15 protein-coding genes are annotated in these 17,792 nt (G+C 45.7%); 3 read left to right on the plus strand and 12 right to left on the minus strand.

The features are described from left to right. Nucleotides 1–89: 89 nt before the first annotated feature. Both VIM72_RS13555 and rsmA read right to left on the minus strand, forming a co-directional pair. Nucleotides 90–1,019, minus strand: coding sequence for an NAD(P)-dependent oxidoreductase (locus VIM72_RS13555; protein ID WP_332003363.1), 930 nt, complete (start codon nucleotides 1,017–1,019; stop codon nucleotides 90–92). Beyond that, a complete protein-coding gene (gene rsmA, locus VIM72_RS13560; protein ID WP_325638433.1) occupies nucleotides 1,016–1,771 on the minus strand; it encodes a 16S rRNA (adenine(1518)-N(6)/adenine(1519)-N(6))-dimethyltransferase RsmA in 756 nt (251 codons plus the stop codon). Before rsmA ends, VIM72_RS13555 begins: the two co-directional genes overlap by 4 nt. Nucleotides 1,772–1,901: 130 nt before the next feature. On the opposite strand from rsmA, the gene pdxA reads away from it, so the two are divergent. After that, nucleotides 1,902–2,963: a 4-hydroxythreonine-4-phosphate dehydrogenase PdxA gene (gene pdxA / locus VIM72_RS13565; RefSeq protein WP_332003364.1), complete on the plus strand. Its 1,062-nt coding sequence runs from the start codon at nucleotides 1,902–1,904 to the stop codon at nucleotides 2,961–2,963. Nucleotides 2,964–2,965: 2 nt separating this feature from the next. On the opposite strand, the gene VIM72_RS13570 is transcribed toward pdxA, so the two are convergent. The 10 genes from VIM72_RS13570 to VIM72_RS13615 form a co-directional block, all read right to left on the minus strand. After that, on the minus strand, nucleotides 2,966–3,262 hold the full coding sequence (locus VIM72_RS13570; RefSeq protein WP_332003365.1) for a transcriptional regulator: 297 nt from the start codon (nucleotides 3,260–3,262) through the stop codon (nucleotides 2,966–2,968). A gap of 104 nt (nucleotides 3,263–3,366) precedes the next feature. Beyond that, nucleotides 3,367–4,017, minus strand: a complete 651-nt coding sequence (locus VIM72_RS13575; protein ID WP_332003366.1) for a hypothetical protein — start codon at nucleotides 4,015–4,017, stop codon at nucleotides 3,367–3,369. A gap of 11 nt (nucleotides 4,018–4,028) precedes the next feature. Further along, the gene (locus VIM72_RS13580; protein WP_332003367.1) at nucleotides 4,029–6,185 is read right to left on the minus strand and encodes a TonB-dependent receptor; all 2,157 of its coding nucleotides are present in this window, start codon (nucleotides 6,183–6,185) and stop codon (nucleotides 4,029–4,031) included. Between the two features lie 512 nt (nucleotides 6,186–6,697). Continuing rightward, nucleotides 6,698–8,275, minus strand: a complete 1,578-nt coding sequence (gene atpA / locus VIM72_RS13585; RefSeq protein ID WP_332003368.1) for a F0F1 ATP synthase subunit alpha — start codon at nucleotides 8,273–8,275, stop codon at nucleotides 6,698–6,700. An 82-nt stretch (nucleotides 8,276–8,357) separates the two neighbouring features. Then, the gene (gene atpH, locus VIM72_RS13590; protein ID WP_332003369.1) at nucleotides 8,358–8,918 is read right to left on the minus strand and encodes an ATP synthase F1 subunit delta; all 561 of its coding nucleotides are present in this window, start codon (nucleotides 8,916–8,918) and stop codon (nucleotides 8,358–8,360) included. A 69-nt stretch (nucleotides 8,919–8,987) separates the two neighbouring features. Continuing rightward, nucleotides 8,988–9,482: a F0F1 ATP synthase subunit B gene (gene atpF, locus VIM72_RS13595; protein WP_332003370.1), complete on the minus strand. Its 495-nt coding sequence runs from the start codon at nucleotides 9,480–9,482 to the stop codon at nucleotides 8,988–8,990. Between the two features lie 124 nt (nucleotides 9,483–9,606). Then, nucleotides 9,607–9,864: an ATP synthase F0 subunit C gene (gene atpE, locus VIM72_RS13600; protein ID WP_079471016.1), complete on the minus strand. Its 258-nt coding sequence runs from the start codon at nucleotides 9,862–9,864 to the stop codon at nucleotides 9,607–9,609. Nucleotides 9,865–9,957: 93 nt separating this feature from the next. After that, on the minus strand, nucleotides 9,958–11,106 hold the full coding sequence (gene atpB / locus VIM72_RS13605) for a F0F1 ATP synthase subunit A (protein ID WP_332003371.1): 1,149 nt from the start codon (nucleotides 11,104–11,106) through the stop codon (nucleotides 9,958–9,960). Between the two features lie 295 nt (nucleotides 11,107–11,401). Further along, the gene (locus VIM72_RS13610) at nucleotides 11,402–13,162 is read right to left on the minus strand and encodes an ABC transporter ATP-binding protein (RefSeq protein WP_332003372.1); all 1,761 of its coding nucleotides are present in this window, start codon (nucleotides 13,160–13,162) and stop codon (nucleotides 11,402–11,404) included. A gap of 126 nt (nucleotides 13,163–13,288) precedes the next feature. Continuing rightward, nucleotides 13,289–15,487, minus strand: coding sequence for a hypothetical protein (locus VIM72_RS13615; protein ID WP_332003373.1), 2,199 nt, complete (start codon nucleotides 15,485–15,487; stop codon nucleotides 13,289–13,291). 367 nt (nucleotides 15,488–15,854) lie between these two features. On the opposite strand from VIM72_RS13615, the gene VIM72_RS13620 reads away from it, so the two are divergent. After that, entirely contained in the window at nucleotides 15,855–16,538 is a 684-nt protein-coding gene (locus VIM72_RS13620) for a response regulator transcription factor (RefSeq protein WP_079471020.1), read from the plus strand. Between the two features lie 166 nt (nucleotides 16,539–16,704). Continuing rightward, nucleotides 16,705–17,754, plus strand: coding sequence for a sensor histidine kinase (locus tag VIM72_RS13625; RefSeq protein ID WP_332003374.1), 1,050 nt, complete (start codon nucleotides 16,705–16,707; stop codon nucleotides 17,752–17,754). Nucleotides 17,755–17,792 lie beyond the last annotated feature (38 nt).

Here is a 17,792-nt window from a genome sequence, read left to right on the forward strand (position 1 = left end):
ATTGTATAAAGAAAAAACCTCCTTATTTCGGTTATAAATAAATTGAAAATCAATCATTTATATCCGAAAAGCAACCTGTAGGGCCAGGTTTAAAGAATATTCAGTTTCTCCAGTACAACACGGGCCATTTTGATGCTTGCCTGATGAGAATACCCTGCTATATGCGGGGTTACCACTACATTATCAGCCTTCAGCAACCAGGCCAGTTGTTCTTTTTCTTCTTCGTTATAAGTAGCCAGTTTTTCATTTTCCAACACATCCAGGCAGGCTCCTGCCAGTACGCCATTGGTGAGCGCGGCGATCAGGTCGCGGTTATTCACCAGCTTGCCCCTGGCCACATTCATAAACCACACCGGCCGGGCAAAAGAGGCAAAAAAGGCCGAATTGCCCAGGTATTTTGTTTCAGCAGTAAGCGGCAGGTGCAGGCTAACTACATCTGCTTCCCGGAATATCTCCTCCATGGTAGCCTCTTTCACGGCTGCTGTACCAAAACCCGTTTTATATTTGTCGTATGCGAGGATGTTAACGTCGAACCCCTGCAACTTATGCGCGAAAGTACTACCAGTATTACCATAACCGATGATCGCCACCGTTTTACCATTCAGCTCATATCCCCTGTTCCCGTCGCGCTCCCAGATCCCCTGCCGGAGCTCCAGGCTACTTTTAAGCACATTATTCAAGAGGCACAATAACATGCCTACAGCCTGTTCGCCCACTGCATCGCGGTTACCTTCAGGGCTGCTCACACAACGAATCCCTTTACTTTCTGCATAAGGCACGTCTATCAGCTCCATTCCGGAACCCAAACGGCCGATCCACTGAAGCTGCCGGGCCTGGTCAATCATCTTTTTATCTACATGAATACGGGTAGTAACAATCAGCCCGGTACATTCCCCGATCTCCCGGTATACTTCATCATATGTAACAGCCGGCAGGTAGGTCACTTCGTATCCTTTGTTTTCCAGCTGTTCAATTAAATACGGATGTGTTTTCGCTGTAACTAATACTTTTCTGCTCATATCATCTTGTGGGATAATGCTGCAAAATCGGCCACGCTCAACTCTTCTGCTCTTTTTGTAAAGATGGGATCCTGTGCTAACAGTTCCTTGTCGAACATCGTTTTCAGCGGATTACGCAGTTGCTTCCGGCGCTGGCCGAAAGCCGTTTTCACCAGTACAAAAAATTTGCGCTCAGAGGCAATGTCTGCCGGTTGTTCCAGCCTGGTAAGGCGGATCACGGCAGATTTTACTTTTGGCGGCGGATTGAAGCAGTTTTCATGTACTTCAAACAAATATTCAATCTTGTAATAAGCCTGTAACAATACGCTCAGGATACCATATTCCTTGTTCCCATGAGGCGCTGCAATACGTTGTGCCACTTCTTTCTGGAACATTCCCACTACTACATCCACCTGCTGGCGCCAGTCGAGCACCTTAAACATGATCTGGGTGGAAATATTATAGGGGAAGTTGCCGATCAGGCGGAATGGGCCATCAAAGGGCAGGGCGGCATCCAGGATGCTCTCATTGATCAGCTTACCCCTGATGGCAGGGTAAGTTTTTTCCAGGAATTCCACCTTTTCCTTATCCAGTTCTATGGCTTTGAAACGGATACCAGGCAGCTGCAACAGGTATTTTGTGATGGCGCCCCCACCAGGGCCCACCTCCAGCACTTGCTGGCCGTCGATTACAGGTAGCGACTCCACGATCTTCCTCGAGATGTTTTCATCCGTGAGAAAGTGCTGGCCGAGTGATTTTTTTAGTGTATACATTGTGAAGCGCAAAGATAAAGCATTATTAGCTTTTAGCCCCTGCCTTTTAGCTTTTGGGCAGGCCACCGGCTAAAAGCTCCAAGCTAACCGCTAAATACTTTATATTTGCCATTCATTGAGGCAATTCAGCATGAGTACTACCCAGATCAACAAACCGGTAATCGGTATCACCATCGGTGACATCAACAGCATAGGCGCCGAAATCATCATCAAAACCTTTATGGACACGCGCATGATGGAATTTTGTACGCCGGTGATCTTTGCGTCCAACAAAACCATCAACTTTTACCGGAAGCTGATGAATGAAAATAATTTCAACTACCAGAGCATTAAAGACTTTACCCGGCTTAATCATAAGCAGGTGAATGTGTATAACTGCTGGGAAGAAGAAGTACAGATCACTCCGGGAGTGCTGAATGAAACCGGCGGCAAATACGCTGCACGGGCGCTGGAAGCAGCTATCAACTGTTTAAAGGATGGATATATCTCCGGCCTTGTAACAGCCCCTATCCATAAAAACAATATTCAAAGCAGTACTTTTAACTATACCGGTCACACTCCTTACCTGAGAGATTCCTTTAATGCAAAGGATGTACTCATGTTTATGACCGCAGATAATATGCGTGTGGGGCTCCTCACAGAGCATGTGCCCCTGGCCGATGTAGCAAAATATGTCACCAAAGAAAATATCCTGGGCAAACTGCACCTGATGAGAGACAGCCTGGTAAAGGATTTCGGTATAGATCAGCCACGGATCGCCGTTTTAGGGCTTAACCCGCATGCTGGCGACGAAGGGCTGATAGGCCGTGAAGAAATTGATCATATTATCCCTGCCATCCGGCACGCCAAAGGCAATGGAATTCTTTGTTTCGGACCATATAGTGCCGATGCCTTCTTTGCAAGGGAAATGTTCAGGCAGTTTGATGGTGTACTGGCTATGTACCACGATCAGGGCCTTATTCCATTTAAGTCACTGGCCAGTGGCAATGGTATTAATTATACCGCAGGATTGGGTATTGTACGTACTTCGCCGGATCATGGCACCGCTTTCGATATTGCCGGTAAAAACATGGCAGACCCTGATTCTTTCAGACAAGCCATCTTCACCTGCCTGGAAATACTGGAGCAGCGGCATCGCTATGCAGAAAACACCCGGAACCCGCTGAAGAAAACAGAGCTGGCGTCTGAATAGATTTATGACTTTCCAGCCTTCAGGTAAGACTGAATAGAAGTAACATAGTTCCCGAAGGCCTTTCTGCCGGCGGGCGTTATTTTGCAGATGGTTTGCGGATAGTTGTCTTTAAACTGTTTCACCACTGAAATATAATCTGCATCGCGTAACTTATTAATCTGTACGCTCAGATTACCTGCAGTAGCATTTGTTTTTTCTTTCAGCAATGTAAATTCTGCTTCTTCTTCACTGATCAACACGGACATAATAGCCAGCCTCAACTGTGAATGCAATACCGGGTCCAGATCTTTAAAGTCCATGAGTTTAATTTTCTTATACGGTTATTTTGATATTTAGCTATTTTGTTTCCATGATAAATACCAGGGAAACAAAATAACTAAATATCCGGTAATATACTACCCTGCTATTTCTGGCTTTGTTCGAGCAGCTTACGGGTATATGCTTCTCCCCAATGTGGCGCGATACCGCTTTCCGGCTTGAATGCCGCAAATTTTTCCAGTGCCAGTTCCAGTGTTGTTTTCGCTTTTGATTTACTGCCCCCCCATTGTTCCGGTGTAAATAATAATGATTGTCCTTCTAACATGTAAATCCGCGGGTTCTCCGGATTGAGGCTTTTCGCCTGTTCCAGCTGGGCTGCTGCTTCCGCCCCAAACTTCATACCACGGGTCATAGGATCTACTGTTAACCGGGCGGTAGCCACCAGTGAGCGGATACAGGCAATTTCAGAATTCTTCGGGCTCAGTGCTTCTGCTTTATCCAGGTTGCTTTCTGCCTTATCTGCCAATGGATCTATCTGGCTTTTATCTTTCAATGTAAACGCCTGCATTACCTGCATGTAAGCTGCATAATAATAAGGCAGCCACTGGCTTTTTTCCGCATCGGCAATGCGTTCAAAAGTGTTGGCCTTTTGTTGCAGCGCCTCGGGGGTAAAAGTGCTGCTGCTATCCAGGTCCGAAGTTTGTTTGGTCATAGCATCTGTGTATTGAGCGCTTTGGGCCATAGCAGCGGTAGCCAGGCTACCGGTAAATAAAAAAGCAAGAAAGAGTCGTTTCATATTTATTGTGATTAGAGGTTATTAATAACATCCTGTCTTCTGTCGATCCCGAAATTCATGAACATACCCAGGTAAATAAACCTTGGCACATTGGGTACTACCTCATCCCTGCGCAAACCATCAGAGGAGTAATGGTAGCCGAACACCTGTTTATTGCCCAGTACATTGCTTACAGACAATACAAAAATGGTAAACGCTTTCCGGATGCTGGTCAGGTAACTTGCGCTTACTCCCACAGAGTTATAGGTCATTGTCCGGTCGGACATGAACTTATCTGTGGGTTGATTTGGATTATAATAAGGGCGGCCGGTTGCAAATGAATACGTTAATCCCAGGTTGGTACTGAGTTTAGGCAGGAAATGCTTATACACAATACTGGCGGTATGATTGGCTGCGAAATCAGGCTGCACCCGGAACGGGTAGTTCAGGTAATCCCGTTTTGTATCCAGGTAAGAATAGGAAATCCAGTAATCCACATTTTTAAAAGTTTTCCTGTCGCGCCAGAACAATTCCACACCCTGGGCGTATCCACTACCGTTGTTACTATACGTTGGCGCTGTTTTTACCAGGTCGGCATACTTCTTATAAAACACTTCTGTACGGAAAGTATAATCACTGGCTACGCGCTGGTAACTGAGAATGTAGTGCGTGGCTTTCATATAGCCAAGGTTACGGTCGAACCGGATATATTGTGGCTCCGGCTTCTGGTAATAATCGCCATAAGCCACGGAGAACTGGCTGAAGTTATTTACTTTATATGCCAGCGATACACGGGGCGCAAAGTTCATGTCGCCAAGAACAGAGCTGTATTCCGCGCGACCGCCTACACGCCCTACAAAACTGGGTGTGAAATAAATATCCCCTTCTGCAAAGGCAGCCGTGTAATTATCAGTAAAGTTGGCTTTGTTCCCGTTAAAGGCAGATCTCTCTTCTGCATACTGGTATTCACCACCGAAACGCAACACGGAGAAGCGGCCGAGGTTCTTATAAAGCATTACCCTGCTCTGGCTCAGGTTCGATTGTACCTTGATCAGCGAAGGCGCAGGATTTTTCAGCAGGGTATCTGCATCAATGTTATCGGTATTACTGCTGAAAGAAGCCCCTACGTAAAGGTGCCAGTCGTGGCCAATATTTTCCCGGTAAGTAAGATTCGTATATACGTTATTGTTACGCAGCTGAAAAGACTCCGTATACCCCGGGTATTCCAGGCTGTTGGAGTTGAATCCCATTTTTGTCCAATTTCCGTAGCCATAAAATTTGAGCATGCCGGTACGGGAAGTTTTGCGGCGGAAATTAACGGAAGTGCCAATAATTTCCGGGCCGAGATTAGGTGCGTTCCTGGGCTTAACAACATTAAAGTAGGGTGCGATATTCGTATAGTCCGCCTCTATTCCATAAGATGTTTTTTTATCTTTTGAGAGATTGTCCAGCCCTGCATTTACCCCTATTACAGATACACCCACCGTAGAAGAAGATCTTTCAGGCAAATCGATAGACTCCAGGATCAGTGCAGACGACAGTCCCTGGCCATATTGAGCGGAATAGCCACCGCTGCTGAAGGTGGTGCCTTTAAACAGGAATGGGGAAAAGCGGCCACGGCCCGGGATATCCGGCAGGCTGCTGTAAAAAGGATTCCTTACCAGCATACCATCAATCAGGGTTTGTGTTTCATAGCCGGTACCACCGCGTACAAACAGTCCTTCACGGTCGTTGGTTTGCTGGGCGCCTGGTAATGTTTTAATGGCATTGGCAATATCAGCACCGGCGCCGGCTGTAGTTACAATATCCAGCGGTTTCAATACTGTGCCCTTCTTATCATCGCTGGCTTCAAAGCTACCGGCAGAAATGGTCACCACGCGTAAGGCATTTACTGCATTCTTCAGCACGATGTTCAGTTGCTCCCCCGTTGTGGCATTTATTTTTAGTTCAAGCGTCTGGTAACCGGTAAGCGAGGCCGACAATAGCTGATCGCCGGTGGCCGTGGTGGTAAAGGAAAAAGAGCCGTCGGCCGCAGTGGTAGCGCCGTCGTAAGAACCTTTTAGTGCGATGTTCACGCCTGGCAAGGGATGTTTTTTGCTATCGGTCACTTTACCGCTGATCTTATTTTGCGCCAATGAGAATAAGGGCGTAAAAATGAGGAGATATAGATACCGGCTGATATTGGACATACGATGGGATTAATTACACATCAAACATAAACTAGTTTATATTATAAACCAAATATAATAAAAGAATCAGGGCAAATTACCCGGTTTCTTCCATAATTACGGGTTTTTCTCTAACGACGCGGCTCAATCCGGCCTTTATAACTTCGGTCATCCGGTGTATTCAGCTTGAGTATGTACTAATAAGTGCCTCCTCCCCGGGCTATTCGTTCCGGTATTCCATATCTCTTCAACAGCTATAAGAATTGGGATATCTCCGGATACCGTGATGATGAATTTATCATTCTTTCCATCGCCGTTAGGCGTAATCAGGTTCGGCGCGGGGATATCATCGCCGGTAACGGCAGCTACGATGTATGGCAGGGATCATAACTGTAAGATGATGAACAGGTCAGGAATCCTGATGAATAGATTTCAGTATGCTATAGCAGCAAATTTGTGGAGCATTTACATATAAAAAATCCCCTCTGCCAGATGGCAAAGGGGATCTGTATTTTTAGCGATAAACGCAGTTATTATGCGAATCTTGGTTTCAGTTCATTAGCCAGTGTAACCATTTTCTTCAGGCCATCTTCAGGCAGGTTACCTTTCTTGAACTCAGCGAGTACTTCCGGTAAACGCACCTGCATTTCGTTCAGGAACGCTTCTTCGAAAGCACGTACCTGTTTAACAGGAACGTCGCGCAGCAAACCGTTGGTACCCAGGTAGATTACCGCTACCTGTTTTTCCACGGCGTAAGGGCTGAACTGGGCCTGTTTCAGGATCTCCACGTTACGCGCACCTTTGTCGATAACCGCTTTGGTAGCAGCATCCAGGTCACCACCGAATTTGGAGAAAGCTTCCATTTCACGGTATTGTGCCTGATCGAGTTTCAGGGTACCGGACACTTTCTTCATGGATTTGATCTGAGCGTTACCACCCACGCGGCTTACAGAGATACCTACGTTGATAGCAGGACGGATACCGGCGTTGAACAGGTTACCTTCCAGGAAGATCTGACCATCGGTGATGGAGATTACGTTGGTAGGGATATATGCAGATACGTCACTGGCCTGTGTTTCGATGATAGGCAATGCAGTCAGGGAACCACCACCTTTTACCAGGTGTTTGATAGATTCAGGCAGATCGTTCATCTGTTTGGCGATAGCATCATTGTTGATGATCTTCGCAGCACGCTCGAGCAAACGGCTATGCAGGTAGAATACGTCACCAGGATATGCTTCACGTCCGGGAGGGCGTTTCAGCAGCAGGGATACCTCGCGGTAAGCAACTGCCTGTTTTGACAGATCATCATAAACGATCAGTGCAGGACGGCCTGAATCACGGAAGAACTCTCCGATGGCAGCACCGGCAAACGGAGCGTAGAACTGCAGCGGAGCAGGATCAGCAGCGTTTGCAGCTACAATGGTAGTGTAAGCCATAGCACCTGCTTCCTGTAATGTTTTCATTACACCGGCAACAGTAGATGCTTTCTGGCCAATAGCTACGTATATGCAATAAACAGGTTTACCTGCATCATAAAATTCTTTCTGGTTGATGATCGTATCAATACAGATAGCTGTTTTACCTGTCTGACGGTCACCGATTACCAGCTCACGCTGTCCGCGGCCTACAGGGATCATGGCATCGATCGCCTTTACACCTGTTTGCAGTGGTTCTTTTACCGGTTCACGGTACAGTACACCGGGCGCTTTACGCTCCAGTGGCATTTCGTACAGTTCACCTTTGATAGGGCCTTTACCATCTACCGGTTCGCCCAGTGTATTGATTACGCGGCCAACAACACCTTCACCCACGTTAATGGATGCGATTTTGTTGGTACGGCGTACTTTATCACCTTCTTTAATACCTGCTGACTGACCCATCAATACCACACCCACATTATCTTCTTCCAGGTTCAGTGCAATTGCTTTTACACCATTGCTGAATTCTACCAGTTCACCGTAGCCTACATTGCCCAATCCGTATATGCGGGCAATACCATCACCCACCTGCAATACAGTGCCCACCTCTTCCAGGTCGGCAGAAGCATTGAAGTTGCTTAACTGCTGGCGTAAAATCGCCGAAATTTCATCAGGTTTAATATCAACCATAATTATGATTTTAAAAAAAGTCGTTAAAGAAAATTAGTATAACGACAACAGCTTTGCGTGTACGCAGCGGCTGCTGTATTGATTAACGTAATTCAGATACGTAAATATTCTTGTTAAACTGTTGTTTGATATCCTTCAGATCGCGCAGGATAGAAGCATCAAACAACTGGTCGTTGGCTTCAAGTACAAAACCGCCGATCAGTTCAGGATTCACGGCTGTTTCCAGCTGTACCTGCTGAGTGGTTTCACTGGCGATCTTCTGTTTGATCACATCCAGTGTGGCGTTATCCAAAGCAACAGCAGTGGTGATTTTCACCGGGCTGATGTTTTTCAGTAACATGTACTGGCGTGTAAATTCGGTGGTCATTTCAGCCAGCGCGCTTTCACGGCCTTTGTTTACCAGCAGGTTTACAAAAGAACTGGTAATATTACTGATACGACCTTCAAATATGGCGGCCAGTATTTTCTGTTTCTTATCGGCCTTTATGATAGGGCTTTTAAGCAAGCTCACCACATCAGGGTTGCTTTTCATCACCTGTTGTAAGAACAGCATGTCTGTATGCACCACTTCCAGCTGGTTCAGTTCCTGAGCCAGGCTTATCAATGATTTTGCATACCGGGATGCTAAACGGGGATTCTGCATATTAAAAAAGCTTTTAGCTTGCAGCGTTCAGCGTTAGCTGTTTAACAGCCGGCGCCAGCCGCTGGTATCTTAGTTCAATTTGATTTCTTCTGCCAGTTGTTTCACATAACCTTCCTGTGCTGTTTTATCAGCCAGTTCTCTTCTCAGTACTTTTTCAGCTACTTCGATCACGAGATTGCCTACCTGGTTCTTCACATCCGTTAAAGCGGCCATTTTCTGGTTTTCGATAGCGGTATATGCTTCACTGATGATCTTCTTTGCTTCCGCCTGCGCCTGGGTTTTGGCTTCGCTGATGATCATGTCTTTCGCGTCTTTTGCTTCTTTCAGGATCTTGCTTCTTTCAGCTTTAGCTTCCGCCAGCACATGTTCATGTTCAGCTTTCATCTGGGCCATTTCTTCCTTCACTCTTTCTGCAGTGGCAATAGACTCGGAAATGGAACCTTCCCTTTCTTTCAGTGTAGCGAGGATAGGGGTCCAGGCAAATTTTTTCAGGATCAGGAAAACGACGATGAAAATGAATAATGAAATAAGAAACAAGCCTAACGCGGGTTGCAACAGATCCATATAATTAGAATTTTATAATTTTTTTATGTTGATATTTTCTGGATTCAGGTAGATTGATGATTTGTCTGTAATAGAGATTACTGCATCCATTGCCCTGTGCGCCGGATGCAGTAAAAAGTTTGGCTTACAGAACTACCGCCAACAGACCAGCGATTACACCGAAGAGAGCAACACCCTCAACCAGCGCAGCAGCCAGGATCATGTTCGCACGGATGTCGTTAGCAGCTTCTGGTTGACGAGCGATAGACTCCAGAGCGCTCTTACCGATGTTACCAACACCAATACCAGCAGCGATAGCCGCGATACCAGCACCAACAGCACCACCAGCTTTAGCCAGACCAGATGCAGCAGCAGCCTGCAATAAAATAGACAAAAGTGCCATAATGAATATGTATTTGAATTATAAAAAATTTCGAACTAATAAAGCGGTTGGCATTTAACTTTCGGGCAAAGGCTCAAAGCTAATTCCTTATGCTTAGTGGTGTGCTTCATCATGTGCACCTTCCATGGCCTGACCAATAAATACGGCTGTCAGGTTGGCAAAGATGAACGCCTGGATAAATGCTACCAGCAGTTCCAGCATCATCATCACAATATTAAACAGCACAGTGATAGGCAGGAAGCCATAACCGGCCACCTTATTTAAAGACCCAAAAATGAACACCAGGGATATAATACTCAGGATAATAATGTGACCTGCCAGGATATTGGCAAATAACCTGATCATCAGTGATACCGGTTTGGTAAACACACCGATCAGCTCTACCGGCGCCAGGATGAACTTAACGCCAAAAGGAACCGGAGGGTTGAAAATGTGACCCCAGAAATGTTTATTGGTGCTGAACATGGTAGCAATAAAGCTGATGATAGCCAGTGCTGCCGTTACCGCCAGGTTACCTGTTACGTTGGCAGAGCCAGGCAACAGTCCCAACAGGTTGTTGATCAGGATAAAAAAGAATATTGTCAGGATAAAAGGCGTATACCTTTCTGCATGCTTACCGGGAATGTTAGGCTTTACCACTTCATCACGCATAAAGATGATCACCGGCTCGATAAGGCTCTGGAAACCTTTCGGGGCTTTCTTTGAACCGCGTACCCTGTAGGCCTTTGCTACGCTCAGCATCAGGATTACCAGCAATACAGCGGCAATGATCATGGAAGTGATATTCTTGGTCATTGAAAAATCGTAGATCTTTTCGTCGGTAGGATTGCCGCTGGCATCTACTGCAATCACTTTACCATCCATGTATTTGGCCGGATCCAGCCCTTTTTCATGCAGGTAGTGCGCATTTACCAGCTGGTAACCATCGTACGCCTTATGACCGTGCTCAAATTTAGAAGAGGAAAATACAGAAGTACCACGTGCAGGATTGTAAATGATCACCGGTAACGGAATGGTTACATGGGTTTCTCCCATACTGAACAGATGCCAGTCGTGGGCATCCTTTACGTGTCCGAGAATTACTTCCTTAGCATCAAATTTTTTAGTCTCACCTTCTTCTCCTCCCTTACCTTCTTCTCCTTCATGAGGTGCAGCTGCCGCTGTTTCATGGTGGGAAACCTCCTGTGCAAAGGAAAAATTACTAAAACTGTGAAGGCCTAAAACCATCACAAGTGCTACCATTCTATGTTTGAACCAATTGAAAGAAATCACCGTTTTCTGAAATTTTGCGCAAAGATACTCGTTTTTATCTTCAAAATTAAGCGACTACGGAAAAAAAGTAAGATATATTGTAATTATATTGATAACCAGGTTATTGCAGGCTAAAAATGGCCCTTTTTTTTATTGAAAAAGGCCGTCGAAATCGACAGCCCGGGCAACTATTTCATATTAACATTTTTATCATTTATTAAACTCCGGCTTTATGTATTCCTGCCATTTATTCCAGCTGGTATACAAATGATATCACCACCGCTTCTTACACCTTACTCACATTAAACTGCATACTATGCAATTTGAAATAAAACCCTTCCAGCTTCAGTAGCTCATCATGGGTACCCATCTCCTTGATTTCCCCTTTATCCAGAACGATAATTTTATCGGCCTTGCTGATGGTGGAAAGCCGGTGGGCAATAATAATAGCCGTACGGTCGGCAATGAGCTTATCGATTGCCCGCTGGATCATCATTTCTGATTCGGTATCCACGGAAGAAGTAGCCTCATCCAGCACCAGGATAGCAGGGTCGTACAACAATGCCCGCACAAAAGAGATCAGCTGCCGCTGCCCCAGGGAAAGCGTGCTTCCCCGCTCCATTACCTGGTAATCGTATCCGCCAGGCAGCTGCATAATGAAATCATGGATCCCTATCAGCCGGGAAGCCTCTTCTACCCTTGCCCTGCTGATATTGCTGTTATGCAGCGTAATGTTGTCATAAATAGACCCGGCAAACAGGAACACATCCTGCAATACCACCCCTATTTTACTGCGCAACGATTCCAGGGAATAAGCCGGCAGCTCAATATCATCTATCTTAATACTTCCCTTCTGTATTTCATACAACCTGTTCAGGATACTGATAATAGTGGTTTTACCGGAACCGGTATGCCCTACAATGGCTACGGTATCGCCCGGCTTTGCATGAAAACTGATATTTTTCAGTACATAACGCTCATCTATGTACGCAAAGCTCACATTGTCAAAAGTGATAGCCCCTTTCATGTTTTCTGCCGACTGATGCCCCCTGTCGGGAATATAATCCTGATTGTCGAGCACTTTGAATACCCGCTCACTGGCCACCATCCCCATTTGCAGCGTATTGAACTTATCGGCCAGCATCCGCAGCGGCCGGAACAACATATTCAGGTACATGATGAAAGCGATCATCACCCCCTGGGTAACCTCGTAATTCAGTACCTTGTTGGCGCCCCACCATACCATTAATCCCAGTGAAATGGCCAGGATAATTTCCACGACCGGGAAAAAGACGGAATAGGCAAAAATGGCATCGATATTGGCTTTGCGGTGTTCCTTGTTGATATGCTTGAAACGGGCAAACTCCCTTTTTTCGGCAGTAAAAGCCTGTACCACCACCATCCCGGTAAGGTGCTCCTGCACAAAGGCATTCAGGGCCGACACCGCGTTACGTACCCTGTAAAACGACTTATTCACGCTTTCCTTAAAGATATAGGTGGCGAAGATCAGCACAGGGAAAGGCGACAGGCTGATGAGGGTCAGCCGCCAGTCTTCCATAAACATCACTACCAGTATGGCAATGATCATCAGCAGATCTGCCACAATAGAAATGATGCCCTCGGAAAACACGTCATTGATAGCCTCAATATCATTGATGGTCCTGGTAGTAAGCGTACCAATAGGGGTTTTATCAAAAAACGCCAGGTTCAGGTGTACAATCTTTCTATATACCGTTACGCGCAGATCTTTCACCACAGATTGCCCCAGCCAGTTGGTGAGATAGGAAAAATAGAACCTCACCACTGTTTCCAGCAATAACAGCCCTATTTGTACAACCGTTACCAGGATCAGCATCTGCATCAGCTGGCCTGCTATATACTTATCTACTGTTACCTGGATCAGGTAAGGGCGTAAAGGGGAAATAGCGGCCAGTACCACCGTTAATATCATGGAAATGTAGAAGGATCGTTTGTAAGGGGCCGCGAATGAGAAGATGCGCCGTAATAAACTGAAGTCAAATACTTTCTTTACCGCAAGATTTTCCAATGTGCCAGGTTTAAACTACCCGGCAAACCTACGATAAAAAATAATTACGCAGGACTTACCGGGAAGCCGGGGCATACAAAAAAAGGCGCAGGAATCCTGCGCCTTCCGGGAAAATATTTATGAATTTTATTTCTTTTCGTCCTTCATGATCTGCTTGTAAGCCTTAATGAATATGGCGCCCAGGTTTTTATGCGGGGGCACATAATCGCTGAAAAGGTCTTTGTTGCGGGCATCCCCGGCAAACCGTTTGGTGAGCTGCGCCCACATGATTACCCAGTCCACATTTTTGCCGGAACGCACCTGGTCTTCCAGGCTGTGGATGATGGGCTCGTTTACAAAACGGGTTCCCACCTGTTTGGAGGAAATAATATGCGCCTCCGGCGATTTTTCCAGTACGGTAGCCAGGTTATGATAACCGCCGCAGGAACCCAGCACTACTATCTTGGCAGAGCTTTGCAGGTTATCCAGGGTGGTATTGATATGATAGCTGTGCCCGCGGTGAATGAAGATAGTAGGATGGATATCGTTCTCATCCAGGTATTCAGACAATTTGGAAATAGCTTCTTTATCGGCAGGCTCATCTGTTGGAAGGTTTGCATAAATAGTGGTGGGCTTGCCTTTCAGCGAAGTGATGGTAGTCCAGTATTTATTTTTGCTTACTCTCCAGTCGGACGAAGGGAAGTTGGTCATGAAGCTGGCGTACGATTCCTGCCCGTCTTTATCTCCATAAAAAAACACCTGCTGGTACACCCTTCCGCTATCGCTTTCCAATGTGTTAAAAGTAACATAGTTGATAGGTGGCAACTGGAGCTTCGCAGCCATATCCGTGGCTTTGGACGAATCGTTCTCTGATTTTGATTCGGTTTCAAACAGGCTGCTGAGCAGCTGGTAAATAACGGTTCCTCGTTTATCGTTATGCTTTCTTACATAGTTCAGGTTCTTCTTTACCTCCACACGAAGGAATTCCAGCAGTTTCTCGTCGCGGATACTGCCGAAGGAATTAGCCACATCCACCGCATCTTCCAGGTCTTCGGTTTTTTCCAGGTTCTGCACATATTTCTGCATGAGGTAATTGGAATTTTCCGGGGCCATGGATTTCAGGAAATTATCCAGCGTATTAAAACCTGCGGCCATGGCGATGAACTTTTTGAAACGGTCGAAATTCACCATCATCAGTAAGCTGTCGCCCCGCGGAGGCTTCATACGGAGCATCATCTGGTCGTACAGGCCTGCATTGTTGTGATTGGTATAACTGGAAGTATACAGTTCTTCCTGGCCGTTGATGATCAGGTAATACAGTTCTTCCGGCGTAAAATTCTTAACGATGGCAAACCTCACCGGGGCGGGTTCTTCATGCAGATCGTTTACAGAGCGGATATACAGCAGCGATTTTGCCTGCATGTTTTCCATCATAGCTTTCAGACCATATGGGTTTTGTCCGTCGCTTTTCATCTTCTGCAAGGCGATAGTGGACTTTACCATCTGCCTGAAATACTGGTAGTCGTTGTCCACTATGGGCTCCAGTTTTTCAACGGTAGTGGTACCAGCCAGGAGTTCGTCGATGAAAGGCAGTATCCTGGTGCTTTGGGGCGACTGCCCTATGCGCACAATCTGTTGCACGATCGGATCCTGGTTACGTTTAATGGCAGTAGCCATGGGAGTATAAGAAGTGGCATAGGTAAGTATCTGGTTCGGATATTTACGTGCCACAGCTGCTATAACGGAATCGGTGCCCGGGTAATTGAGATAATCCACCAGTTTAGGCATTACAGTTTCCAGGTTATTAAAGGCGTATTTGGTGAACACCTGTCCCCTGGCTTCTTTGTAGCCGGGGTTATCCTGGAAGGATTCGATGATCCTTTCGGAAGCATCATAGGAAAGGTGGTTGATATAAGGCAGGATACTCTGCCCCTTGATATCGGCATGCATCATATTGCGGAAAGCAGCCACCATGGCGGGGGCTTCTTCCGGATCTATTTTACTGCGCGCACGTTTCTGGTTATAATCTTTCACCATTACATAAATAGCAGAGAGGTATTTTACTTTCAACCGGTGATCCAGTGAATCGTTGTCCTCTATTTCCTGCTGCATATCGTCTACCTCTTTTATCAGGGCATTGGTTACCTGCAGGTTGGTGGTCTGATCCTCTGAAACTTTCACGAGATCATCCGCTTTCCCATCGAACTTGGCTGCAGCAGCCTGTTCTTTATCAATGTTGTCATGAAATCCCTGTCTGCTGATTGGAATCGGGTGGTGACTGCTTTGCGCCTGCATCTGGCTGGTTGCCAGTACTATCAGCGCAGTTATTAATAAAAATCTTCTCATACTAATGTGATCTTTTCGCAAGGACCAGATAGCAAATTTACAACCAAATACAGAGTTTGCCAGCATTTGGTTATTATCTGCTGTTCTTTAGCAAGAAACATATTTACAATATTTTATCTATAAACGGGTACTGTGGCCGGCCTGATATTATCTTCATAAAAACACAGAATGAGTTATTTTTTTAATAATCATATAGCTATGAATAGCGAATAGTTGACATATTGATACTGCATTGTTATTTGACGTACCTTGCCGTGGAACGCGGAAAACCAGTCTGATATTGAATTAACAATTTCATAATGTTAATTTTCCATTAATCACGGAGATGGCTTTATAATTTTGTCCCGTCTTTTTAAAAGCAAAATTTATGATTGACCAAGCGGTTGCAGGAAAAATTCTGGTAGTAGATGACGAGTTGGATATTCTGGAAATTATCAGTTACAATCTTAAAACAGCGGGTTACGATACCGTAACAGCGAAAGACGGCAGCGAGGCTATCCAGAAAGCAAAGATATTCAGACCGGATCTGATTATGCTGGATATCATGATGCCGAACAAGAACGGGATCGATACCTGCCGCGAAATCAGGAAAATCCCTGAGTTTAAAGACACGATGGTATTGTTCTTAACTGCGCTCAATGATGAAAAATCAGAAGTAGACGGGTTAAATATGGGAGCAGACGACTACATTGCCAAACCTATTAAACCCAAATTGCTGGTAAGCCGTATCAATGCGCTTTTCCGCCGTTTGCACAAACCAGAGGAAACCCGCGTAACGCTGGGCGACCTGATCATCGACCGGGAAAAATTCACTGTTACATACAAAGGGCAGGAAATCATCCTGGCAAAGAAAGAGTTTGAGCTGTTGCAGTTACTGGCATCAAAACCCGGCCGTGTATTCCTGCGCAACGAAATCCTCAACCAGGTATGGGGTACTGAAGTGATTGTGGGCGACCGTACTATTGATGTGCATATCCGTAAGATACGCCAGAAAATAGGCATTGATTTAATCACGACTGTAAAAGGTGTAGGCTATAAATTTGAAATGTAGTCTTCCCCCGTTAGCCTTTAACTGCGGCATTCCCGCCGCAGTATACTCAAATCCCACCAAAACATATTCACCTGCAGCCAACACTGCTGGTTAAAAGCTATTACTGTTGTCAAGTAAAAAATTTAAAGTAATTTCCCATTATTACCTTAATTACTCACTTTGGAGTATGTTTAAAGCAAAAAACCTGTCCCCCCAGAAGTTAGCGGGGTTTACAGCCCTTATCATATCTGCCGTTATAGCATTGGGCAGCCTGGTAATAGATGGTAACTGGAAAGTGGTAGTGGGAGCTTTTGTGCTTACTTTCCTGGTATCATACTATCTCTATCTTTATACCCTGCAGAACTTCATTTACAGGAAAATAAAGCTGATCTACAAATTCATTTACCAGACCAAGGCGTCGAAGCGGGAAGAGTTCTTCCAGAAAAATATTCTTCCTTTGAAAACCATTGAAGAAGTAAGTGAAGATGTAGAGAAATGGGCCAGCCAGAAAAAAGAAGAACTGGAAAATCTCCGCCGGAATGAAGAGTTCCGTAAGGAATTCCTGCTGAACCTTTCCCATGAGCTGAAAACGCCCATTTTTGCCGTTCAGGGCTATATTCACACATTGCTGGACGGCGCACTGGAAGATCCCAATGTAAATAAGCTGTTCCTGAAAAACGCCACCAAGAACATTGACCGCCTTTGCCGGCTGATCGATGACCTGGATGAAATATCCAAACTGGAAAGCGGGGAAATGACGGTGAATGCAGAAGTATTCGTGATCCAGGACCTGATCAGGGATGTATTTGATACGCTGTCGCTGAAAGCTAATACCAAAGGCATTAAGTTCAGTATCAAAAAAGGCTGCGAAGCGCCACAGCCGGTGTATGCCGATAAAGAAAAGATCCGGCAGGTGCTTATTAACCTGGTCGATAACTCAATTAAGTACGGCAAACCCGACGGTCATACCATTGCCAGCATTTACAGCATGGACGGCAAAAGAGTACTGATAGAAATTTCCGATGATGGCATAGGAATGGCGGAGGAACACCTGCCTCGTGTATTTGAACGGTTTTACCGTACCGACAGGGCGCGTAGCCGCGACATTGGCGGTACCGGCCTGGGCCTGGCCATTGTTAAGCATATCGTGGAAGCCCACGACCAGTCCATAACCGTACGCAGCAAGCCCGAGATAGGCAGCACATTCGGGTTTACGATGGAATCAGGAAGAGAATAATCATTTCAAATAAATGGAATGGGCCAACGGGATAAGTA

Origin of the sequence: Chitinophaga sp. (assembly GCF_036569185.1) — a bacterium.
Classification (GTDB): domain Bacteria; phylum Bacteroidota; class Bacteroidia; order Chitinophagales; family Chitinophagaceae; genus Chitinophaga.